This is a genomic window from Shewanella sp. TB7-MNA-CIBAN-0143, assembly GCF_040310065.1.
Classification (GTDB): Bacteria; Pseudomonadota; Gammaproteobacteria; order Enterobacterales; family Shewanellaceae; genus Shewanella.
On the sequence record NZ_JBEOPL010000013.1, the window covers coordinates 1 to 22,883 of the forward strand.

The window sequence follows — 22,883 nt, forward strand, 5'->3', positions numbered from 1 at the left end:
AAACGTCGCTCCAAATCACTTCCCTAGTTTGAAATCCCTAGTTTAAAATACAACATTAGCTCAGTTGCGCTTTTAGAAAATGCGATACCTTTTTGTTTGCCAAGCTAGACGTCATAAAGCGGTCATCAGTTCGAACCACTCTTTATTTATAAAGAAACGTCGCTCCAAATCACTTCCCTAGTTTGAAATCCCTAGTTTAAAATACAACATTAGCTCAGTTGCGCTTTTAGAGAATGCGATACCTTTTTGTTTGCTAAACTAGACGTCATAAAGCGGTCATCAGTTCGAATCCCCCATTATTAAAAAGATATGTCACTCCAAATTACTTCCTTATTAATCCTATTTGCTCCAAATCTTCTTTGTTCTAAATCTTACGAATAACTACAGCGACATTAGCTCAGTTGCGCCCTTAGAGAATGCGATACCTTTTTTGTTTGCCAAGCTAGACGTCATAAAGCGATCATCCGTTCGAACCATTATTGAGAAACGTATAGCTCGATCTACATTTTTTAATAGCCATCAATCCGAGTCTAATTCAGTCTGAACCTTATTATTTTAATAAATTTGCATCATTTGTGTTTGAGCAAATCTTTTTGCAATCAACAAATAAGTGATCTAGTACTCACTTCTTCATGGATCTCTAAAGTAAGCGCATATTGGTGAAGTAAAACATGATCTGCTTCAAATCATTTACTGTTGTAATCTTTGATAATCAACTCAAGATAGATTTTCCTAAGAAGTTAGGGCTTTAAACGAGGTGAGTTTTATGCGGATCCAACAACTAAGTGAGCTACTTGATTACGTTGCTAATTGCCATCTCGATATGGAGAAATTATATAAGCGCTTAGATCGTAATGCGGATTCCTCTCGAGTTAAGATGATGTTGACTTATTTTCAACAACACCAAAGACATATTTACGAAACGTTAGAAAGCTATATTGAAGATGCACCATCAAGAATATTAAATACTTGGTATAAAGACATTACTTTTGAAGATTTTAGCAAGCGTTGCAATGAAACGTCACTCCCTGCCAATATGAAAGAAGACGAAGTGCTTGAATTGCATTTAGACCTAGAAAACCGCTTAATCGCGTTACTAGAAAAAACAGCTATTAGTAGCCCAACTGATGAAATTAAAAGTGCATTAATGGACTTAGTCCGTGTTGCACAAACTCAACAAAAACGTTTAGTTCATAGCACCATCCGTATGGATGACATTTAAACGAGGCGTTGAAATTTTAATATAACTTCCTGAAGTGTGATTTTGCCAGCTATTCCCAGTAGCTGGTTTTTTTATTAACAAAAAATAACCACTATAACAGTGGGAGTTCCCCGGTAACTTCTGGTATATTTAGCATTCTTGTATCTCTTTTTTATGGAAGCTGACTTTACACATGACATCGCTGTTTAAAACCCTTGAAAATGAACAAGCTACTGTTGCCCTTGGACAACAAATTGCACAGTGGATAAAGCCGCCACTCACTATTTATCTTACGGGGGATTTAGGGGCGGGTAAAACAACGTTTAGTCGAGGCATTATTCAAAGTTTAGGTCATCAAGGCGCGGTGAAAAGTCCGACATACACCTTGGTCGAGCCCTATGAATTTAATGATATGGATGTATTTCATTTTGACCTATATCGATTAGCTGACCCAGAAGAACTCGAGTATATGGGTATCCGTGATTATTTTACTGACAGAAGTGTGTGTCTAGTTGAATGGCCTAATAATGGTCATGGATTACTCCCTGAGGCTGACATCCATTTGCATTTGCGTTATAAAGAATCTCAAAGACAAATTGAATTACAAGGCTTATCCCCTGCTGGGCAGGCAATTATAAATAAAATAAAATAATAATGACTTTAAAAAATACGTTTTTTACCTCTGTAGTATTCATGCTGTTGTTTTTGCAGTCTAATGTGGTTTGGGCTGCCAACCAACTTGATAGCGTGCGCATTTGGGCTGCCCCAGAATCGACGCGAGTGGTGTTCGATTTAACTCAATCACCTAATTATGACAGCTTTACCTTAACCGGTCCTCATCGTTTAGTGGTCGACATTCAAGATACTGGCGCCAAGATTAATTTAGATAAAATAGCTAACAATAGTAAAATTATCAAAAAGATACGCTTTAGTTCTCCACCTAAAAAAGGTGTATTGCGTCTGGTTATGGATTTAACTAAACCGGTAAAGTCCAGTCTATTTACATTGCCTCCAACCGCTCCTTATGGCAACCGCCTTGTCGTCGATTTAGAAGATTCTAACGGCGAGTCGCCAACGGTGAATACGGTCAGTCGTTCTGCTAATCAGTCATCTAGAGATATTGTGATCGCCATTGATGCTGGACACGGTGGTGAAGATCCTGGCTCAATTGGCCCCTCTGGGACTTACGAAAAGCGTGTGGTGATGGAAATTGCAACGCGTTTAGCCAGCAAAATTAATCAAACAGCAGGAATGCGTGCTGTGATGACGAGACGTGGTGATTATTATATTCATCCAAATAAACGCTCTGAGCTGGCTCGTAATATTAAAGCAGATTTATTGATTTCAATTCATGCAGATGCATTTACTTCTCCTCAGCCTCAGGGCGCATCGGTTTGGGTATTATCTATGCGCCGTGCAAATACTGAAATTGGTCGTTGGCTTGAGCAAAAAGAGAAGCACTCTGAGTTATTAGGGGGTGCTGGAGAAATTATTCAAAACTCTGATAGCGAACAATATTTAGCCATGACCCTTTTAGATATGTCGATGAATAGTTCTATGGCGATAAGTAATTCTATTGCTGGCGATGTATTAAAAGATCTCAACAGTGTCACCAAATTACATAAGCATAAACCAGAAGCTGCTAGTTTGGCGGTACTTAAATCGCCGGATATACCTTCAATTCTGGTGGAAACAGGTTTTATTTCTAATCCACAAGAAGAGCGTTTACTAAGAAACCCAGCGCATCAAGAAAAGATAGCCCGCGCCATCCATTCGGGAGTGCAACGTTATTTTGCTAGTAATGCGCCCAGTGATACTTTGATTGCTAAAACACGCTCTGACAGCTCGCAAACACAAAAGCATAAAGTACAACGTGGTGAGTCATTGTCTGTTATCGCTCAGCGATACCGCGTTTCTATTTCACGTTTAAAGCAGGCTAATAACTTGAAGTCAGACGTGGTTCGTGTTGGTCAACATCTTGTGATCCCAAGGGCTTAATATGGCTATTCAGCTGCTACCACCTCAACTTGCAAACCAAATCGCAGCCGGTGAAGTAGTGGAACGTCCGGCTTCGGTGGTCAAAGAACTGGTTGAAAACAGTTTAGATGCTGGTGCGACTAGAGTTGATATTGATATCGACAAAGGCGGCAGCAAGCTTATTCGTATTCGCGATAATGGTGCGGGTATTCCTAAAGATGAGTTGGCATTGGCGTTATCGCGTCACGCAACCTCAAAAGTACATACGCTCGATGACCTCGAAGCTATTTTAAGCTTTGGTTTTCGGGGCGAGGCCTTGGCCAGTATTAGTTCGGTGTCGCGATTAACATTAACGTCGAAAACTGCAGAGCAATCTGAAGCTTGGCAGGCCTATGCTGAAGGCTCGCAAATGGACGTGAAAGTGACTCCTGCTGCGCATCCTCAAGGCTCGACTATTGATGTGGTCGATTTATTTTTTAATACTCCCGCCAGACGCCGTTTTTTAAAAAGTGATAAAACTGAATTTACTCATATAGATGAGTGGTTAAAGCGCATAGCCATTGTTCGTAGCGATATTCACTTTACCCTGACACACAATGGTAAGTTAGTACGTCAGTATCGTCCTGCTAATACTGACATTCAAACTCAACAACGTTTGGCGCAAATTTGTGGCAGAGCTTTTGCTGAACAGGCATTGAGCATTGCTTGTGAACACGATGATTTATTATTAACGGGTTATCTGCAGTCGCCACAAGACACTGTTATCACCGATACCAACTTTTTTTATGTCAACGGACGCTTAATTAGAGACCGATTGGTTAACCATGCCGTAAAACAAGCATTTGCTGAATATGGTATTGAACATCAGCCGGGCTATGTGTTGATGTTATCACTTGACCCACATCAAGTAGATGTCAATGTTCATCCTGCTAAGCATGAAGTGCGGTTTCATCAATCTCGTTATGTACATGACTTTATTTTACAAGCGGTGCAATCGGCATTAGTCGAAATGCCTTTGTTACCTTTATCAGATGAATTAGAACATCATGATACTGTTGTAACAATGCACACCGAATCAAACATGATGCATGATGCGAAAGTGGCCGATACCACAGAAGACATTTTTACACTTAATCATGGTTCGAGTAAGACGATTAACAGCGTTAGTCAATTTGGTTCGATGCATGTACCTGGTAAGACAAATGGCTCATCTGGTGGCTATTCAGCTGCAATTAAGCCTAGTTATGGTACAAAGCCTTCTGGTGCATCTTCATCTGCCCAGACGAAAACCGCTATTGCTAATTATGGGCAGTTGTTGCATACCCCGATGAATAGCGCGGTATCCTATGTTAACGAGGCTGTACATCAAGTTGCCATGCCGCCGTTATTAGCGGGTGAGCATTGGGTTATCTGTAAAGATGATAAGCTGTCATTACTGTCGATAAAAACCGTGTTATTGGCAGTAAGAAAGAAAGACATAGCAACCAAATTAGCTAACGGTTTAGTGTCGCAACCTTTATTAATGCCTGTGTCTTTAGCCGCAGATTTGGACTGGATAGAAACCTTAGCCGCTCGTGATCAATTACTGCGTCAAATGGGTATTGAATTAACAATTCGCTTCCAACAGTTGATTATTAAAAAAGTGCCCCCATATTTGAGGGAATGCCAACTTGCTATTGTGATCCCAGAGTTACTGCAATGGATACAATTAGAGCAACCTACAGAAAGCGCTATCGTAGGTTGGTTGGCACAACAAAGTTTATCGCAATTTGAGCCAGCTCAAGCTTTATGGCTGCAATTTTGTTCACTTGACGATGAAACGCAACAAACTTGTTATGACCAAGAGCGCATAATGCCTTGGCAAAATTGGATGAAAGATAATTAACGTGAATAGTGTCGATAAGCCGAAAGTGATTTTTTTAATGGGGCCTACCGCCTCAGGCAAAACGGCATTAGCCATTGATATGGCAACTCAATATAATTGTGAAATTATCTCAGTAGATTCTGCGTTGATCTATCGTGATATGAATATAGGGTCTGCTAAACCCAGTGCTGAAGAGCTGGAAATGGCTCCGCATAAATTAATTGATATTCTTGACCCTAGCGAAAGTTATTCCGCGGCAGATTTTCGCCGTGATGCATTATTGGCTATCGAAGACATTATTAGCCGTGGTAAGACCCCTTTACTCGTGGGTGGCACCATGATGTATTTTAAGGCATTGTTAGAAGGCTTATCACCTTTACCCAGTGCTGATGAAGCTATTAGGCAACAAATATTAGCGCAAGCGCAAACCGAGGGTTGGGATGCGCTGCATCAAGAATTGTGTAATATTGACCCTGTTGCTGGAGAAAGAATTCATCCTAACGATCCACAACGATTGTCGCGGGCTTTAGAGGTTTATCGGATCAGTGGCAAAACAATGACTGAATTGACACAAACTAAGTCAGCCGCTTTGCCGTATGATGTAGTGCAATTTGCTATTGCACCAAACGATCGAAAAGTATTACATGAGTTAATCGCAAAGCGTTTTAATATCATGTTAGAGCAAGGTTTTATCGAAGAAGTTGCGCGTTTGAAAGCGCGTGATGATTTGCATTTAGAGCTACCATCTATGCGTTGCGTTGGTTACAGACAGTGCTGGCAGTACCTAGATAATGAATTTGATCATGCGACAATGGTCGAAAAAGCTACCGCAGCCACTAGGCAATTGGCTAAACGTCAATTAACATGGTTGAGGAGCTGGCCAGATTTACAGTGGCTTGAAAGTGGTGTAGAAGGGAATTTAGTTACGCTTATGCGACAAAGCCGCTAGCTTATTAGCTGTTGCTGTATAATACTAAAACTAAACAATAAAACTTAATTCAACATATTTTAAAATAAAAAAGGAAATTGAAAATGGCTAAGGGGCAATCTTTACAAGACCCATTTTTGAACGCATTGCGTCGAGAGCGTGTACCAGTCTCTATCTATTTAGTGAATGGTATTAAATTACAAGGCCAAGTTGAGTCATTCGATCAATTTGTTATCTTGTTGAAAAATACTGTAAGCCAAATGGTTTACAAACACGCTATTTCAACAGTCGTACCAGCACGCCCATTTAATGTTTCTGCTCACCAGGGTACTGCCCATGGTGAAGAAAGCGATGCTGAATAATTTGAAAAGGAATATAATTTTTGTTTGATCGTTATGAAGCGGGTGAAACAGCTGTATTGGTTCATATAGACTTTTCAGACGAAGAGCGTCGAGAAGATCTAATTGAATTACAGTTGTTAGTTGAATCTGCTGGTGCTCGCTCTGTTGGAGTGATTACTGGCAGCAGACGCTCGCCGGACCGAAAGTTTTTTATTGGTTCCGGTAAAGCAGAAGAACTTGCTGCTATGGTCGCTGCTACTGAAGCCAATGTAGTGATTTTTAATCATGCATTGAGTCCAGCTCAAGAGCGTAATCTTGAAGTGGTGTGTCAGTGTCGAGTCTTAGATCGAACTACGTTGATCCTTGATATTTTTGCTCAACGAGCGAGAACTCATGAAGGTAAGATGCAAGTGGAGCTAGCGCAATTGCGCCACATGTCGACACGCCTAATTCGTGGTTGGACTCATTTAGAGCGACAAAAAGGTGGTATCGGGATGCGAGGGCCGGGTGAGACCCAGCTCGAAACAGACCGACGTTTATTACGAGGCCGGATTAAGAATATTAATCGACGCCTCGATAAAGTAGATAAACAACGTGAGCAAAGCCGACGAGCTCGTAAGCGCAGTGATTTAGCGACTGTGTCTTTAGTAGGCTATACAAATGCGGGTAAATCGACATTATTTAATGCGCTAACGTCATCGGATGTTTATGCAGCCGATCAGTTATTCGCAACATTAGATCCGACACTGCGTAAATTATCGTTACCTGATGGTGCGGTGATTTTAGCGGATACTGTTGGCTTTATTCGTCATTTACCTCATGATCTCGTCGCAGCATTTAAAGCCACATTACAAGAAACTCGACAAGCTGAAATTCTTTTACATGTCGTTGATTGTGCTGATGACAATATGACTGAAAATTTTGACCAAGTACAAAGAGTATTGGAAGAAATTGATGCAGATGAAATCACTCAATTGATTGTATGCAATAAGATTGATTTACTTGAAGATTTCGCGCCTCGTATCGATTACGATGAAGATGGTAAACCTGAGAGGGTTTGGGTCTCTGCGCAAAAACGCATTGGATTTGATTTGCTGCTGAAAGCGATAACCGAATTAATCGGTGAAGTGATTTGCGAGCTTACATTGAAAATACCTGCATCAGCAGGACATTATCTTGGCCAGTTTTATCGACTGGATGCAATACAGCAGAAAGAGTATGACAATCTGGGGAACTGTATTTTATCTGTTCGTTTATCGGACGCCAATTGGCGCCGATTAGCTAAACAGAGTCAAGGGGAATTAGAGGCATTTATTTTTGAACCTTCAGAAGTAGACGCCACTTGTTAATCTCATTTATTTCATCCAATTATGGAGTGCTAAATGGCTTGGAATGAGCCCGGTAACAAGGGGAACAAAGACCCTTGGGGAAATAAAGGTGGTAACGATAAAGGGCCACCAGATCTTGACGAAGTATTTCGTAACCTATCAAAACGCTTTGGTGGCAAGGGAGGCGGTAGCGCCACTGGTCAGCCATTTAATTCATCTTTACTGATTATAATAGCAGTGATTGCCTTAATTATTTGGGCATTGTCTGGCTTATACACGGTTAAAGAAGCTGAGCGTGGAGTGTTACTCCGTTTTGGTCAGCACATCGGTGAAGTGAGTTCCGGTTTACATTGGAAAGCCACTTTTATTGACGATGTGACAATGGTTGATGTGGAAACGTTCCGTTCGATTCCAGCGTCTGGCAGAATGCTGACATCTGATGAAAATATCGTGAATGTTGAACTTGTGGTTCAATATAGCGTATCAGATGCTTATTCATACTTGTACAGTGCAGTCGATGCCAATTCGAGTTTACGTGAAGCGACTGATAGTGCGTTGCGCTATGTCATTGGGCATAATCGTATGGATGACATTTTAACCACTGGACGTGATGCTATTCGTCGTGATACTTGGACTGAGTTAGAGCGTATTATTGAGCCGTATAAATTAGGCTTGGAAATTCGTGATGTTAACTTTTTACCCGCTCGTCCTCCAGAAGAAGTAAAAGATGCATTTGATGATGCTATCTCTGCTCAGGAAGATGAACAGCGCTTTATTCGCGAAGCTGAAGCTTATGCTCGTGAAATCGAACCCAAAGCGCGTGGTCAAGTAGAGCGTATGGCACAACAAGCTAGTGCTTATAAAGAGCGTGAAGTTCTTGAAGCTAGAGGTAAAGTCGCTCGATTTGAGAAGTTATTACCTGAGTATAAAGCTGCTCCAGGTGTAACCCGAAATCGTTTATACATAGATGCGATGCAATCTGTGTTGGCTGATACAAATAAAGTTCTTATCGACACTAAGAGTAGCGGTAATCTGATGTATTTACCTTTGGATAAGCTGATGGATTCTTCTAAGAGTCTGCGCAATCAAGTAGAACCTGAGGTAGAACGTCACATCAATTCTGTTTCTAGTAGTGGTGTAGATACACCTATTACTAGCATGCCGACTGATGGTCGTCTCAGCCGCGAAGATCGTATTCGCCAAGGGAGGAACTAACAATGGGTAGATTAGCTCTGATCATTCTAGTGATCATTTTAGGGGTGAGTTTTTCCTCTTTGATGGTGGTAAGCGAAGGTGAGCGCGCGATTGTTGCACGTTTCGGTAAGGTGCTTAAAGATGGAGACGTAACAACCGTTTTTGCTCCTGGCCTTCACTTTAAATTACCTTTAGTCGATAAAGTTCGCTATCTGGATGCTCGTATCCAGACATTGGACGGCGCAGCAGATCGTTTTGTTACTTCTGAAAAGAAAGACTTAATGGTCGACTCTTATGTTAAGTGGCGTATTCGTGATTTTGAAAAGTACTATCTTTCTACCAATGGCGGTATTAAAGCCAATGCAGAAAGCTTATTACAAGCCAAAATTAGCAACGATTTACGTACTGAATTTGGTCGTCGCACAATCAAGGAAATTGTTTCAGGTAAGCGTGATGAATTGCAAACCGACGCATTAGAAAATGCTTCTGAAAGTGCACAAAATCTCGGTATTGAAGTAGTTGATGTGCGCGTAAAGCAAATTAATTTACCTGCTAATGTCAGTATTAGTATTTACCAACGTATGCGTGCTGAACGTCAAGCTGTGGCGAAAGAGCACCGTGCACAAGGTAAAGAACAAGCTGAAATTATCCGTGCGACTATTGATGCCAATGTGACAGTAAAGATTGCTGAAGCTGAACGTAAAGCCCTTACTATTCGTGGTGAAGGTGATGCATTAGCGGCAAAAATTTATGCTGATACCTACAGTAAAGATGCTGAGTTTTATAGTTTTTTACGTAGCCTAGAAGCATACAAAGAAAGTTTTGCCGGTAAAAATGACATTATGGTGTTAGAACCTGAAGGTGATTTCTTCAAGTACATGAAATCATCTAGCGTTAAATAATACCCGCGTATGTTTTTTGCATTAAAAAGCTCGGTTTTTACCGAGCTTTTTTGTGCCTATTATCTAGGTCTGTAGATCTTTACTGGTTGAATTTTGTTCGAGATAAAAATGTGTTAACCGAGGCGAGTAGATTACAGCCTATTAATCTAAGTAACCATCACGTCGAGAAGATGCACTCAACAAAGAGTAAAACGTTTTTAGCCGAACCCTTGTGCAGTGTTTGTGAGTCATTTCTACTGCGTTATCAGCTTTTCATGTAGAATAACTACGCCACAAAGCCTCTGCCTTGTAGCTCTTGTTTAAGTAATGACCAAAAGTTCGCTGTAAAAATAACCTTGAAAGATCAACCACCCCTAATGTTTTTGCTATGAATTCAGTTTTCCCAAAAGCGGTCATCAATCACAACAGTAGATATTTCTGATGTCTTTTATTATTTATCATTAATAATTTATTGTTTTAAATGCATTTCTCAAGCTTTTTATTGCTAATTAAGTGGCAACTAATTGTTATAAAATGGCTGATTTATAAGCGATTTTAAAAAAAATGTTAATATCCTCATCTTAGATGTGTGTTTTCACTATGATCTGGTTCTAATTTTTCGCTATAATGAGCACCGCCTCAAACTATGATTTTAGCGTTTCACCATTTTGGGTCGCTAAAGTATTGAAATATAAAAATTCCAACACCCTCTGGGAGATAAGTGGATGAGCAATGCGCCAGTCGATACCGGACGTCGCAGATTCCTGACAGCTGCAACCGCCGTAGTAGGTGGTGCTGGTGCCGTCGCTGTAGCGGTTCCTTTCATCAAGTCATGGAATCCGAGCGCCAAAGCGAAAGCTGCAGGTGCGCCGGTCGAAGTAAATATTAGTAAAGTAGAACCAGGTCAGTTAATTCGTGTCGAATGGCGCGGAAAACCGGTTTGGGTCGTTCGTCGTACAGAAGCTGTGCTAAATAATCTTAAAACATTAGACAGTCAATTACGCGATCCTGCTTCAGAAGAAATGCAGCAACCAGAATATGCAACTAACCCTGCGCGTTCTATTAAGCCTGAATTTTTTATTGCAGTCGGTATCTGTACTCACTTAGGTTGTTCACCAACTTATCTGCCTGATTCATTCGGTGAGCAGGTTGAAGGTGTAACTTCTGGTTTCTTCTGTCCTTGTCATGGTTCTAAATTTGACATGGCCGGTCGTGTATTCCAGGGTGTTCCAGCACCACTAAACTTAGTGATCCCACCGCACAAATATGTTGATGATGCTAACGTTATCATCGGTGTAGATACAGGAGCGGCGTAATGGTTAAGAATATTATTGATTGGATTGATGCTCGCATCCCAATGACGGCTACATATAACCGTCATGTGGGGCAGTATGCGACACCAAAGAACTTTAACTTTTGGTATTTCTTTGGTTCATTAGCGCTATTAGTTTTGGTTAACCAATTGCTGACAGGTATTTGGCTGACCATGAATTACGTACCGACAGCAGAAGGCGCATTTGCTTCTGTTGAATACATCATGCGTGATGTTGATTACGGTTGGTTGCTACGTTATATGCACTCTACAGGTGCATCGGCATTTTTCTTTGTCATCTATATGCACATGTTCCGTGGATTAATATACGGGTCTTATCAAAAACCAAGAGAGCTATTATGGCTGTTTGGTATGTTGATTTTCCTTGTGTTAATGGCTGAAGCATTTATGGGTTACTTACTACCTTGGGGACAAATGTCTTACTGGGGTGCGCAGGTAATTATCTCTTTGTTTGGTGCCATCCCTATTATTGGTGATGACCTAACATTGTGGATCCGTGGTGATTACGTTATTTCAGGTGCAACACTAAACCGTTTCTTCGCACTGCACGTTATTGCGCTACCACTTGTATTGGTTGTGTTGGTGTTCTTACACCTAATCGCCTTGCATGAAGTGGGCTCAAATAACCCTGATGGTGTTGAGATTAAAAAGAACAAAGATGAGAACGGATGGCCTATTGATGGTATTCCATTCCACCCTTACTACACTGTAAAAGATATTATGGGTGTCGCTGGGTTCTTAATCGTGTTCTGTTATGTGTTGTTCTTCATGCCTGAAGGCGGTGGATATTTCCTAGAAAAGCCAAACTTTGAAGCGGCTAATCCAATGAAAACACCGGAACACATTGCGCCAGTTTGGTACTTCACACCTTTCTATGCCATTTTACGTGCTATCCCTGATAAATTGGTAGGCGTTATTGGTATGGGTCTGTCTATTGCAGTGTTATTCCTACTGCCTTGGCTTGACCGTTGTAAAGTGAAGTCTATTCGCTATCGCAGCATGATCCACAAGATCAACATTGCACAATTTACAGTGTCGTTCATTATTTTAGGATATTTAGGTGTTGTTCCTGCAACTCCTGAGTTAACTATTGCGGCACGTGTATTCACTTTCACTTACTTTGCTTTCTTCGTAGCCTTATGGGTTTACAGTAAGAATGAGAAAACAAAAGAAGTCCCAACGAGGGTGACACACTAATGAAAAAGTTATTAATTGCATTAGTTACATTGCTGCCATCTCTCGCAATGGCCGCCAGTGGACATAGTGTTCACTTAGAAAGTGCTAACGTTGATTTGCATGATAAAGCGTCATTAGAGCGTGGTTTGGATTCATTCCAACATTACTGCTCTGGTTGTCACAGCACTCAATACCAACGCTACGAGCGTGTTGCAACTGATTTAGGCATCTCTAACGATGATATGCGTAACAAGTACATGTTCACCGGTGCAAAAATCGGTGATTTAATGGAAAACGCTATTCCTACTCCAGATGCCGCTAAATGGTTTGGTGCTGCGCCTCCTGATTTAACGTTGGTTGCTCGTGTTCGTGGTGCTGATTGGGTATTTTCATACCTAAAAGGTTTCTACGCAGATGAGACTCGTCCATTTGGTGTGAACAATATAGTGTTCCCAGCAGTGGGTATGCCACACGTATTACAAGACTTACAAGGTCTTGCTACTGTTACGAAAGATGAAGCTGGTAATGTATCTCTTGTAAAAGATAAAGATGGTAATATTGTTACCACGGGTGGCAAATTGACGGCAGAAGAATACGACCAAGTCGTCCGTGATATCACGGGTTTCTTAGTTTATTCTGCCGAACCAGTTCAGCTAGAGCGTGAAGCTTTAGGTTGGTGGGTACTTGGATTCTTGTTTATTTTCTTCATAATTGCGTATTTGTTGAAGAAAGAATACTGGAAAGATGTGCACTAGCCATCAATAACGGTTAATATACATTATCCGCATTTTGTAAACGGGGGGCTTAGCCCCTCGTTTGTTTTGTTTTTTCTAGATTCTGGAGGGTATCAATGGCTGTTGCTGCCAACAAGCGCTCTATCATGACACTTTTTTCTGGTGCCGATGATTTATATAGTCACCAAGTACGTATCGTATTGGCTGAAAAAGGGGTTACCGTTGATGTTTTACAGGTAGACCCAAGTGAGATGCCTGAAGATTTACTTGAAGTAAATCCATACAACTCTGTACCGACTTTGGTTGATCGTGAACTCGTGTTGTACGAATCACGCATTATTATGGAATATTTGGATGAGCGTTTTCCACATCCTCCATTAATGCCTGTATACCCAGTATCTCGCGGCCAAAGCCGTTTAATGATGCACAGAATCGACACCGATTGGTATGCGCTTGTAGAGCGTATCCGTAAAGGTGAAAAGGCTGATGCAGCGCGTAAAGAGTTAATGGAAAGCTTAATTGCTTTAGCGCCAGTATTTGCTGAAATGCCATACTTCATGAGCGAAGAGTTTGGTTTATCTGATTGCTACTTAGGCCCATTATTGTGGCGTCTACCAGTATTAGGCATTCACTTAGATCCGCGTACATCGAAAGATATCAGTGCTTACATGACACGTATTTTTGAACGTGAATCATTTAAGGCATCGCTAACTGAGGCTGAGCGCGAAATGCGCATGGGCATGTAATGAAACCAATAACAGCTAATCGTCCATATTTGTTGCGTGCTTACTATGAGTGGTTGATGGATAACCATTTGACGCCACACGTAGTCGTGGATGCATTTGTTAACGGTACGCAGGTTCCGCAGCAATTTGTCAAAGACGGTCAAATCGTCTTGAATATTGCAACCGGAGCGGTGGCTAATCTTCACATGTCTAATGATGCAGTAGAGTTTAATGCACGTTTTGGTGGTGTACCACAGAATGTGTTTTTGCCTATGGCATCGATCGTGGCCATTTACGCTCGTGAAAACGGTGCGGGTACGGTGTTTGATATGGAAGATGCATATATGATCGAAGGTGAACATGATGAGTTATCATCTGTACCGCCATCAATGAAATCTGTTGATGACACTTCGACATTGCCACCATCGTCTAAATCGACAAAGCCTGATGATAAAACTAAGCGTAAAAACCATTTAACTGTGGTGAAGTAGCGGTTAGTTAACATTACATAAAACCAGTCGCAAGGCTGGTTTTTTTTAAGCTAAAATTGATGTGCTACAAACATTTATAGCGCAACTGGAACCCATAATGTTGTTGATGATTGATAATTATGATTCTTTTACGTTTAACTTAGTTCAGTACTTCCAAGCTCTTGGGCAAGAGATACTGGTTAAACGTAACGATGAAATCAGCATTGAACAAATTGAAGCTTTAGCACCTACACATTTGATAATCTCTCCCGGTCCATGCACTCCTAATGAAGCGGGTATTTCACTTGCAGCTATTAAACATTTTGCCGGTAAAATTCCGATTCTTGGTGTGTGTTTAGGACATCAAGCTATCGCACAAGTGTTTGGCGTTGATGTTGTGCGTGCCAAGCGTGTTATGCACGGTAAAACCAGTTTGATTGAACATAATCAACAGGGATTATTTCGTCAATTAGCATTACCTCTGCAGGTTACTCGTTATCATTCATTGTTGATTAACCATGTACCTCATGGCTTTAGTCTGGATGCGTGGTTTGATGACCCAATTTATGGCCGTGAAATTATGGCGATGAGCCATGACGCGTTACGTATTTACAGCGTCCAGTTTCATCCTGAATCTATTTTGACTCAGCAAGGCCATGAACTTTTGGATAACTTTTTGCATTTATAAAGCATTTTCGAATTTATATCTTCGGGTTCATTATCACGTATTCTGTTACAACTTCTGCAACTAATCTGGCTAAATTCTCGCGTCTATTTGTGCTATAAATAGCGCTTAAAATAATAAAAGGGATAACCATGACAAGCTTTATGCGAAACTTTGCGGTTAGCGCACTTTCTTTGGCAATGATAAGTGGCTGTTCTGCCACGGCTAAACCTGACGATACAATGGTTATCACAACGCCGAGTGCAACGACATTGACCGTGCCATTTGCACAGCCTCCAAAAGCCCAGCAACCGTTGACACTTAATCAAATTATGGCTAATCCAGATTGGATGGGCATATTTGCTCAAGGAGCTTATTGGAGCGATGACAGTCAGTCGGTATATTTCAGTCGCCAAGCACATCAATCTCCGGTCCGTGATTTTTATCAACAAGCTATTGGACAGTCTGAAGCAAATAAACTAGCACTCAATCAGCTACACCTTGCCGATCAACGTAATGGTGTCTTCGATCAGGCAAAGACTCAAAAAGCCTATATTTATCAAGGTAACGTATTTGTAAAAGATTTATCAAACGGTGAAATAAAGCAACTTACCCGTCAAAACGATGCAATTAATGGCGTACGTTTTTTAAAGGGTGGCGACCTTGCATTCTGGCAAGGTAATAATATTTTTCGTGTGCACCAGTCTAGCGGCCTAGTAGAACAAATTGCCGCGATCCAAATGGAAAACGAACCAAAAGCGACGCAAGAGCCAAGTAGCTTTATTGCTAAGCAACAGCATAGACTTATTCAATATGTTGCCATGGAACATGATAACAGCCTGACGCGTGATCAATACCGCGACTCATTGGCTAAAGCCGATCCCACTTTTTCTGCTAAACCTTGGTATTTAGGTGACGCTGAAGTGGTATCAGAAATGAGTTTGTCGCCAGATGGACGCTACGTAGTATTAGCGTTAACCGATAAAAATTATGATTGGCGTGCAGAACACGACATTATGCCTAATTATTTGGGCCAAGAGGGTTATGTTGACCCTGTACCAGCCCGCTCTCGGGTTGCCGAAGATGTCTTTCCTGGTCAACGTTTAGTGTTACTCGACCTTGTTGACCACAGTAAAAAAGACATTACCATTGAAGGCTTAACGGGTTTTGATGAGGATGTACTGGCGAGCGTTAAAGCTGAAAATGCTCAAGCGAAAGGTAAAACCTATAACAGCGAAAAAGCCCCGCGTTTAGTGCAGTTAATGCAAGATTGGGAATGGAGTCAGAGCGCAATTCAGTGGCATGAGTCTGACGATAAATTATTGGTGATGTTGGAAGCCGTTGACAACAAAGATCGCTGGATCGCCAGTGTTGATCTTCAAAAAGGTAAGCTGATAACCGAACACAGATTACATGATGATGCTTGGGTAAATTATAATTTTAATCAATTTGGCTGGATACCAGGTACAGATAGCATGTACTACTTATCTGAAGAAACAGGGTTTTCACAGTTATATATTAAAACCGCAGCAGGTAAGGTATCGGCATTAACCAATGGCAAATTTGTGGTTGATAATGTGACTTTATCACCCGATGCAAAACATCTTTATTATCGTGCCAATAAAGACCACCCAGGTAGCTATAATGTTTACCGTGTTGAGATTGCCAGTGGTAAGTCAGAGCAATTGACCCAGTGGTTAGGTACATTGGATTACAGTTTAAGCCCTGATGGACAATCACTATTATTAACCGCTTCGTCTGCGATTTATCCAGATGAGTTATATATTCAACCTATTGGCGGCGACATAAGCCAATTAACCGATTATACCAGCACAGCATTTAAACAATATCCATGGCAAGTACCACAAGTTGTCGCGCTAGCTTCAACTCATGGCGCTGAGCCAATTTATGCACGAGTTTATTTGCCGCAAGGTTATGATGCTAAGCAAGCTGAAAAATATCCAGCAGTGATGTTTAACCATGGTGCGGGTTATTTACAAAATGCCCATTATGGCTTTTCGGGTTACTTCCGTGAATTTATGTTCAATAACTTACTCACACAACAAGGTTACGTGGTAATGGACATGGATTATCGAGGCTCGAAAGGCTATGGACGTGATTGGCGTACGTCCGTTTATCGTAATATGGGCCATCCAGAAGTTGAAGATTTGAAAGATGGTGTGGCTTGGATGGCAAGCAATGTTAATGTAGATCCCCAGCGAGTAGGGACTTATGGCGGTTCATACGGCGGATTCCTTACTTTTATGGCGTTGTTTAATGAACCTGAGTTATTCCAAGCAGGGGCCGCATTGCGCCCTGTAGCTGATTGGGCTCATTATAATGCGCCATATACCTCTAATATTTTAAATACGCCTGACGTTGATCCTATCGCTTATGAGCGTAGTTCTCCGATAGAGCATGCTCAAGGTTTACAAAAACCATTACTGATCATGAGTGGTGTGTTAGATGACAACGTGTTTTTCCAAGACAGTGTGCGCATGGTGCAACGGCTTATTGAATTAGAAAAGCCGATGTTTGAAACCGCAATCTATCCTGTCGAGCCGCATGGATTTAAGCAACCTTCTAGTTGGTTAGATCAGTATCGTCGTATTTATAAACTGTTTGAACAAGAGTTGAAGTAATCGGCTCTGAGTTCAAAAAAACAAATAAATATCTATTAAGGCTTCCTTTGTGAAGCCTTAATTTTTATGATTAAGTGATGAAAACAGTAAAAGGTAATGTGAGTGGCAATATCAATAGCAGGTGGCGTTCGGCCCGGAAAAGTCATTGAGATTGAGCGCCGACTCTATAAACAACTTATTGTGGGTAAGCATAAAGCCAATGCAATGCCTGATGAGTTGAACGAAGAGTTAGAAGAGAGTGCCAATAAGCTTGATATTGAGCGCAAAGCATTGAAAGTGCGCCTTGATAAGCAAGCAAAAGAGAAAAATGTGTATTTAGAGGTGTCCGCGCTGTTAACTAATACGGTTAATAATGCGATAGAGCATCAATTAGCTCATCCTCAAATGATATTAGAAGCATCGGCAATTTGTGAAAATCAAATTTTACTGCTCGACCTATTATTACATCCTGACCTGAATATTAATCGACTTCGACCGATTATCGAAAGTATTAGCTGGTTATCACGTGATTTAATCAATTTAATTAATAGTCCAGCATCTCGTCACCGACGGCCTAAACATGGCGATGTTCAAGTGACCGACATAAAGCTGGTGCTTAACTACATTGGTATTGAAAATTTACGTTTGCTGATCCCTTATTTTTGTTTACGTAACTGGTTACCTTCAGGCAATGCTAATTTATTGTGGATAACCCGCAAGCTTTGGCGTTACAGCATGGTCAGTGCCATTGCGGCGCAAACCTTAGCAGAATTGCATAATGAAAAGCCTGGTTTGGCTTATAGCTGCGCGTTAATGTACCAATTTTCTACCTCGATTATACTGAGCCAAAGTGGACGTATATTTGATAACACTTGGGGGACTTGGTTACGAGAGGCAAGCCATAGTCGAGAAAAACAAGTTTACGATGCCATTATGGCAACGGATTTTCCTGCTGAAGCTGTATTGGGGCAAGTATTACTCCATAGCCATCGATTGAATTGGCAACTGTTGAGTTTACTTAAATTTGATGATTCACCGATCACACAAGTATTAAAAGAGCTCGACCACGATTACCATTTTACAGAGTTGTCTGTCGATGCCGCCATTGTGGCTAAGGCGAGTTGTTATGCCAAAGTGCTTTTGTTAGAAGAGCAACAACAAATCGATCCACAAGAGAAACGCATTATGTTTGATTATTATCAGTTTTCGGCGCAAGAACTGATTCGGCTTAAAGGGCAAAATTTTCGTAAGCTTGATTTACTGTAAATAGCCCTTTTTCTATCAAAAGCGTAAATGTTAAATCTGTGTAATTATTCACTTTTGATGAATAGCTACACAAATTCGAGTCAAATAACTTTTTTTATGACTATTTATGCTTCATAACCCCCCAATAAACGCGTTGTTTAGTCATATTTCTCAATCTTTATGCAGAATGCCAATCAGGCCTGCAGAAGTTAATTGTACTGAACTGGTATTTTGATCACATTTTCGCTAATAATGTCGCATAAATAACACAAACTTCCGCTAATGCACTTACAGAATATAAAGCAGACAGCGGAAATAGCGGCTTTCAAGCCGCTTACAACCTGAAGGATGAAATGCAATGAGTGTAGAAATGAATCTAACCCGTGCCCAATTCGATGAAGTTATGGTGCCTAATTATGCGCCTGCCGCTGTTATTCCTGTTCGTGGAGCGGGTAGCCGAGTATGGGATCAAGAAGGTAATGAATTCATCGATTTTGCCGGTGGTATTGCAGTAAATTGTTTAGGTCATTGTCATCCAGCTTTAGTGTCAGCATTAAAAGAGCAAGGCGAAAAATTATGGCATTTATCAAACGTAATGACCAACGAGCCCGCGCTTGAATTAGCGACAAAGTTAGTTAATGCCACATTTGCTGAGCGCGTCTATTTTGCTAACTCAGGTGCTGAAGCGAACGAAGCTGCATTAAAATTAGCTCGTCGTTATGCATTAGATAACCATGGTGCAGATAAAGACCAAATCATCGCATTCGATAAAGCGTTCCATGGCCGTACATTCTTTACTGTAACGGTTGGCGGACAAGCTGCTTATTCAGACGGTTTTGGTCCTAAGCCACAAAGTATTACCCACGTGCCATTTAATGATATCGCTGCACTTGAAGCGGTAATTTCAGACAAGACTTGCGCCATCATGCTTGAACCTCTTCAAGGTGAAGGCGGGATTATCAATGGTGATCCTGAGTTCTTAAAAGCAGTACGTCGTTTAGCAGACAAGCACGACGCATTAGTGATTTTTGATGAAGTACAAACTGGTGTAGGCCGTACTGGTGAGTTATTTGCTTACATGGGTACTGACATCGTGCCAGATATTTTAACCAGCGCCAAAGCACTAGGCGGTGGCTTCCCTATTGCTGCAATGCTAACCACGGCAAAAATTGCCGCTCATTTAAAAATTGGTACTCATGGTTCTACTTATGGCGGCAATCCATTGGCTTGTGCTGTTGGTAATGCGGTAATGGACGTAGTGAATACCAAAGAAGTACTCGACGGAGTTAAACATCGCGAACAGTTATTCCGTGATGGTTTAGCGGCTATTAACGCCAAATACAACGTATTCAGTGAAGTGCGCGGTAAAGGTTTGTTAATTGGTGCGGTATTAAATGAACAGTATGAAGGTCGTAGCCGTGACTTCTTGGTTGCTTCTGTTGCTGAAGGCCTTATGAGTTTGATGGCTGGTGCAAACGTTGTGCGTTTTGCTCCTTCATTAGTGATCCCAGAAGCTGACATCGCAGAAGGCTTGTTGCGTTTTGAACGCGCAGTAGCAAAAGTGGTTGCTGGTTAATTTGCAAATTTAGTACAGGCTTAGCTTGCACTAATTTGTTTGGGTACGCCAATTGGGTGAATACGCGTTGAAATGTATTTCAGCGCGGTTCGCTTATGGCGCAATGAGGAGATTAAGATGTTAATCATACGTCCTATCCGTGCAAGTGATTACGATGCACTTTATGGTATCGCAGTTGAGTCAGGCCACGGTTTTACATCTTTACCAGTTAACGAAGAGTTACTGCGTTCGAAGATTGCTAGGGCAGAGGCATCTTTTATCAAGCAAATTGATAAACCTTTTGACGAAGGTTATTTAATGGTACTTGAAGATACAAAGACCAATGAAGTTGTCGGCACCTGTGGTATTGAAGCCGCCGTCGGCATGCAAGATGCTTTTTATCATTACCGTTTAGGTACTGAGGTCTATCATTCTCAGCAAATTTCTGTTCGCAATGAAGTTGAAACCCTCACATTATGCCACGACTACACTGGCGCAGCAGAAGTGTGCACTCTGTTTTTAAAAGACGGATATCGCAAAGGCAATAACGGCCGCATGTTATCACGCTCGCGCTTTTTATTATTAGCACAGCATCCTGAACGCTTTGGCGAAACGGTTATTGCTGAAATGCGTGGTGTCAGTGATGAACATGGCGACTCACCGTTTTATGAATGGCTACAAAATCACTTTTTAGGTATCGATTTTGTTGAAGCAGACTACTTGTCTGGTTTAGGCAAAAAAGCCTTTATGGCCGAAATGATGCCGCGAAATCCCGTTTATGTTTGCATGTTGCCTAAAAAAGCCCAAAAAGTGATTGGTGAAGTGCATAAAAACACTAAGCCAGCATTACGTTTATTACAAGCTGAGGGTTTTAAGTTCCGTAATTATGTCGATATTTTTGATGGCGGCCCAACGGTTGAATGTGCACTAGCTGAGATCCGCTCAGTGAAAAAGAGCCGTTTATTGACCGTTTCAGTTGGCAAGATGCCACATGCCGATCATCATTTTATTATCTCCAACACCTCGCTTGCTGATTATCGTGCGTCAGCAGCTAAATTGTTGGTCTCTGATGAACACGATAATGTTGTGCTCAGCCCTGAAATCGCAGCTGGTTTACTGGTGAGCGATGGTGAGCAAATTCGTGTTTTAGCAATGTAGGAGCAAGAAATGACACAATATATTCAAGGTCAGTGGTTAGCTGGCGAAGGTCATGAGATTAATTCAAAAAACCCTGCCAACGGTGACGTAATTTGGCAAGGTAACACGGCTACTGCTTCTCAAGTTAATGCAGCTGTAGATGCCGCTCGTGCGGCGCAGTTTGATTGGTTTATGCTGGGGTATGAAGCTCGCTTAGCCATAGTCGAAGCGTATCGTGCACAGTTAGAAGCTAATAAAGCCGAGATCGCAGAAACCATCGCTCAAGAAACGGGTAAGCCACAGTGGGAAACGGCTACTGAAGTGGGCGCTATGATTGGCAAGATCGCATTGTCAGCAAAAGCTCATGACAAACGTACTGGTACTGAAACCAACGATTTGCCAGCAGGACGTGCCGTATTACGTCACAAACCTCATGGCGTGGTAGCGGTATTTGGCCCTTATAATTTCCCTGGGCATTTGCCAAACGGTCACATAGTGCCAGCATTATTGGCCGGTAACACCGTGGTGTTTAAGCCATCAGAATTAACGCCTAAAGTGGCTGAGCTAATGCTGAAGTGTTGGGACAAAGCCGGTTTACCACAAGGTGTGGTTAACTTAGTGCAGGGTGAAGTTGAAACCGGTAAAGCGTTAGCGTCACATCCACAAATTGACGGTTTATTCTTTACCGGTAGTTCACGTACTGGGCATATTTTACATGAACAATATGCTGGCCTGCCTGGTAAGATTTTAGCCTTAGAAATGGGCGGTAATAATCCGCTTATCGTTAAAGGTGTTACCGATACCAAAGCTGCGGTACATGACATTATTCAGTCTGCTTATATTTCGTCTGGCCAACGTTGTACCTGTGCCCGTCGTTTATATATTGAAGAGGGCGCACAAGGTGATGCGTTAATCGCAGAGCTAGTAAAGGCTATTAAACAAATTAAAGTAGGTGCTTGGAACGTTCAACCACAACCTTTTATGGGCTCGATGATTTCTGAAACCGCTGCACGTGGCATGGTTGCCGCACAGGCGACACTTCAGTCATTAGGTGGTATTTCATTAGTTGAGTTAGTGCAAGTTGAAGCTGGTACTGGTTTAGTCACTCCAGGCTTAATAGATGTCACTAAAGTCGCTGATTTACCTGATGAAGAATACTTTGGTCCATTATTGCAATTAGTGCGTTACAGCGATTTTGACCAAGCGATTCATTTGGCCAATGCGACTCGTTATGGTTTATCTGCCGGTTTATTAGCCGATAGCCGTGAAGATTACGATTACTTTTTAGCGCGCATTCGTGCTGGGATTGTTAATTGGAATAAGCAGATTACAGGCGCATCAGGTGCAGCACCGTTTGGTGGCGTTGGCGCATCAGGTAATCATCGTGCAAGTGCATTTTATGCGGCTGATTACTGTGCTTACCCTGTCGCTTCAATGGAAGCTGATTCAGTAAGCTTACCTGCTACTTTAAGCCCTGGTTTATCAATTTAACTGATAAATTCATCGCAT

20 protein-coding genes are annotated in these 22,883 nt (G+C 41.6%); all 20 read left to right on the forward strand.

Annotation, left to right across the window (positions count from 1 at the left end; translation table 11 throughout):
- Window positions 1-766: 766 nt before the first annotated feature.
- On the forward strand, window positions 767-1,222 hold the full coding sequence (locus AAEY97_RS11760) for a hypothetical protein (protein WP_101085232.1): 456 nt from the start codon (window positions 767-769) through the stop codon (window positions 1,220-1,222).
- Window positions 1,223-1,394: 172 nt separating this feature from the next.
- Window positions 1,395-1,853: a tRNA (adenosine(37)-N6)-threonylcarbamoyltransferase complex ATPase subunit type 1 TsaE gene (tsaE, locus tag AAEY97_RS11765; protein ID WP_101085233.1), complete on the forward strand. Its 459-nt coding sequence runs from the start codon at window positions 1,395-1,397 to the stop codon at window positions 1,851-1,853.
- A 2-nt stretch (window positions 1,854-1,855) separates the two neighbouring features.
- Window positions 1,856-3,199: an N-acetylmuramoyl-L-alanine amidase gene (locus AAEY97_RS11770; RefSeq protein WP_101085234.1), complete on the forward strand. Its 1,344-nt coding sequence runs from the start codon at window positions 1,856-1,858 to the stop codon at window positions 3,197-3,199.
- Window position 3,200: 1 nt separating this feature from the next.
- A complete protein-coding gene (gene mutL, locus AAEY97_RS11775; RefSeq protein ID WP_162023871.1) occupies window positions 3,201-5,063 on the forward strand; it encodes a DNA mismatch repair endonuclease MutL in 1,863 nt (620 codons plus the stop codon).
- 1 nt (window position 5,064) lies between these two features.
- Entirely contained in the window at window positions 5,065-5,991 is a 927-nt protein-coding gene (gene miaA / locus AAEY97_RS11780) for a tRNA (adenosine(37)-N6)-dimethylallyltransferase MiaA (RefSeq protein ID WP_101085236.1), read from the forward strand.
- Between the two features lie 83 nt (window positions 5,992-6,074).
- Window positions 6,075-6,332: an RNA chaperone Hfq gene (gene hfq / locus AAEY97_RS11785; protein ID WP_011638750.1), complete on the forward strand. Its 258-nt coding sequence runs from the start codon at window positions 6,075-6,077 to the stop codon at window positions 6,330-6,332.
- 20 nt (window positions 6,333-6,352) lie between these two features.
- Complete coding sequence (gene hflX, locus AAEY97_RS11790; protein WP_101085237.1) at window positions 6,353-7,660, forward strand: ribosome rescue GTPase HflX; 1,308 nt, start codon at window positions 6,353-6,355, stop codon at window positions 7,658-7,660.
- Between the two features lie 33 nt (window positions 7,661-7,693).
- Window positions 7,694-8,854: an FtsH protease activity modulator HflK gene (gene hflK / locus AAEY97_RS11795; RefSeq protein WP_101085238.1), complete on the forward strand. Its 1,161-nt coding sequence runs from the start codon at window positions 7,694-7,696 to the stop codon at window positions 8,852-8,854.
- Window positions 8,855-8,856: 2 nt separating this feature from the next.
- Window positions 8,857-9,735, forward strand: coding sequence for a protease modulator HflC (gene hflC, locus AAEY97_RS11800; protein ID WP_101085239.1), 879 nt, complete (start codon window positions 8,857-8,859; stop codon window positions 9,733-9,735).
- Between the two features lie 704 nt (window positions 9,736-10,439).
- Complete coding sequence (gene petA / locus AAEY97_RS11805; protein ID WP_101085240.1) at window positions 10,440-11,030, forward strand: ubiquinol-cytochrome c reductase iron-sulfur subunit; 591 nt, start codon at window positions 10,440-10,442, stop codon at window positions 11,028-11,030.
- Window positions 11,030-12,244 (forward strand): cytochrome b, encoded by a 1,215-nt coding sequence (locus tag AAEY97_RS11810; RefSeq protein WP_101085241.1) that lies wholly within the window; start codon window positions 11,030-11,032, stop codon window positions 12,242-12,244. Before petA ends, AAEY97_RS11810 begins: the two co-directional genes overlap by 1 nt.
- Window positions 12,244-12,978, forward strand: coding sequence for a cytochrome c1 (locus AAEY97_RS11815; RefSeq protein ID WP_101085242.1), 735 nt, complete (start codon window positions 12,244-12,246; stop codon window positions 12,976-12,978). The genes AAEY97_RS11810 and AAEY97_RS11815 overlap by 1 nt, the downstream gene beginning before the upstream one ends.
- A 95-nt stretch (window positions 12,979-13,073) precedes the next feature.
- On the forward strand, window positions 13,074-13,703 hold the full coding sequence (gene sspA / locus AAEY97_RS11820) for a stringent starvation protein SspA (protein ID WP_011638743.1): 630 nt from the start codon (window positions 13,074-13,076) through the stop codon (window positions 13,701-13,703).
- Window positions 13,703-14,173 (forward strand): ClpXP protease specificity-enhancing factor, encoded by a 471-nt coding sequence (locus AAEY97_RS11825; RefSeq protein WP_011638742.1) that lies wholly within the window; start codon window positions 13,703-13,705, stop codon window positions 14,171-14,173. The genes sspA and AAEY97_RS11825 overlap by 1 nt, the downstream gene beginning before the upstream one ends.
- A gap of 97 nt (window positions 14,174-14,270) precedes the next feature.
- Window positions 14,271-14,840 (forward strand): aminodeoxychorismate/anthranilate synthase component II, encoded by a 570-nt coding sequence (locus AAEY97_RS11830; protein ID WP_101085244.1) that lies wholly within the window; start codon window positions 14,271-14,273, stop codon window positions 14,838-14,840.
- 128 nt (window positions 14,841-14,968) lie between these two features.
- Window positions 14,969-17,458, forward strand: coding sequence for a S9 family peptidase (locus tag AAEY97_RS11835; RefSeq protein WP_350998989.1), 2,490 nt, complete (start codon window positions 14,969-14,971; stop codon window positions 17,456-17,458).
- A 102-nt stretch (window positions 17,459-17,560) separates the two neighbouring features.
- Window positions 17,561-18,703 carry an HDOD domain-containing protein gene (locus AAEY97_RS11840; RefSeq protein WP_101085246.1) on the forward strand — a complete coding sequence of 381 codons (1,143 nt, stop codon included), beginning with the start codon at window positions 17,561-17,563 and terminating at the stop codon, window positions 18,701-18,703.
- Between the two features lie 337 nt (window positions 18,704-19,040).
- The gene (locus tag AAEY97_RS11845) at window positions 19,041-20,258 is read left to right on the forward strand and encodes an aspartate aminotransferase family protein (RefSeq protein ID WP_101085247.1); all 1,218 of its coding nucleotides are present in this window, start codon (window positions 19,041-19,043) and stop codon (window positions 20,256-20,258) included.
- Between the two features lie 117 nt (window positions 20,259-20,375).
- Window positions 20,376-21,395: an arginine N-succinyltransferase gene (gene astA / locus AAEY97_RS11850; RefSeq protein ID WP_101085248.1), complete on the forward strand. Its 1,020-nt coding sequence runs from the start codon at window positions 20,376-20,378 to the stop codon at window positions 21,393-21,395.
- A 9-nt stretch (window positions 21,396-21,404) separates the two neighbouring features.
- Window positions 21,405-22,865 carry a succinylglutamate-semialdehyde dehydrogenase gene (gene astD / locus AAEY97_RS11855; protein WP_350998993.1) on the forward strand — a complete coding sequence of 487 codons (1,461 nt, stop codon included), beginning with the start codon at window positions 21,405-21,407 and terminating at the stop codon, window positions 22,863-22,865.
- The last annotated feature ends 18 nt before the right edge of the window (window positions 22,866-22,883 follow it).

Excerpts from the sequence above, each read along its gene's own strand:
- mutL (WP_162023871.1), top strand. The coding sequence starts at position 3,201 with ATGGCTATTCAGCTGCTACCACCTCAACTTGCAAACCAAATCGCAGCC.
- AAEY97_RS11845 (WP_101085247.1), top strand. The coding sequence starts at position 19,041 with ATGAGTGTAGAAATGAATCTAACCCGTGCCCAATTCGATGAAGTTATG.
- AAEY97_RS11835 (WP_350998989.1), top strand. The coding sequence starts at position 14,969 with ATGACAAGCTTTATGCGAAACTTTGCGGTTAGCGCACTTTCTTTGGCA.
- astD (WP_350998993.1), top strand. The coding sequence starts at position 21,405 with ATGACACAATATATTCAAGGTCAGTGGTTAGCTGGCGAAGGTCATGAG.
- AAEY97_RS11815 (WP_101085242.1), top strand. The coding sequence starts at position 12,244 with ATGAAAAAGTTATTAATTGCATTAGTTACATTGCTGCCATCTCTCGCA.
- AAEY97_RS11810 (WP_101085241.1), top strand. The coding sequence starts at position 11,030 with ATGGTTAAGAATATTATTGATTGGATTGATGCTCGCATCCCAATGACG.
- hfq (WP_011638750.1), top strand. The coding sequence starts at position 6,075 with ATGGCTAAGGGGCAATCTTTACAAGACCCATTTTTGAACGCATTGCGT.
- petA (WP_101085240.1), top strand. The coding sequence starts at position 10,440 with ATGAGCAATGCGCCAGTCGATACCGGACGTCGCAGATTCCTGACAGCT.
- hflC (WP_101085239.1), top strand. The coding sequence starts at position 8,857 with ATGGGTAGATTAGCTCTGATCATTCTAGTGATCATTTTAGGGGTGAGT.
- sspA (WP_011638743.1), top strand. The coding sequence starts at position 13,074 with ATGGCTGTTGCTGCCAACAAGCGCTCTATCATGACACTTTTTTCTGGT.
- AAEY97_RS11830 (WP_101085244.1), top strand. The coding sequence starts at position 14,271 with ATGTTGTTGATGATTGATAATTATGATTCTTTTACGTTTAACTTAGTT.
- AAEY97_RS11760 (WP_101085232.1), top strand. The coding sequence starts at position 767 with ATGCGGATCCAACAACTAAGTGAGCTACTTGATTACGTTGCTAATTGC.
- AAEY97_RS11825 (WP_011638742.1), top strand. The coding sequence starts at position 13,703 with ATGAAACCAATAACAGCTAATCGTCCATATTTGTTGCGTGCTTACTAT.
- astA (WP_101085248.1), top strand. The coding sequence starts at position 20,376 with ATGTTAATCATACGTCCTATCCGTGCAAGTGATTACGATGCACTTTAT.
- AAEY97_RS11770 (WP_101085234.1), top strand. The coding sequence starts at position 1,856 with ATGACTTTAAAAAATACGTTTTTTACCTCTGTAGTATTCATGCTGTTG.
- hflK (WP_101085238.1), top strand. The coding sequence starts at position 7,694 with ATGGCTTGGAATGAGCCCGGTAACAAGGGGAACAAAGACCCTTGGGGA.
- tsaE (WP_101085233.1), top strand. The coding sequence starts at position 1,395 with ATGACATCGCTGTTTAAAACCCTTGAAAATGAACAAGCTACTGTTGCC.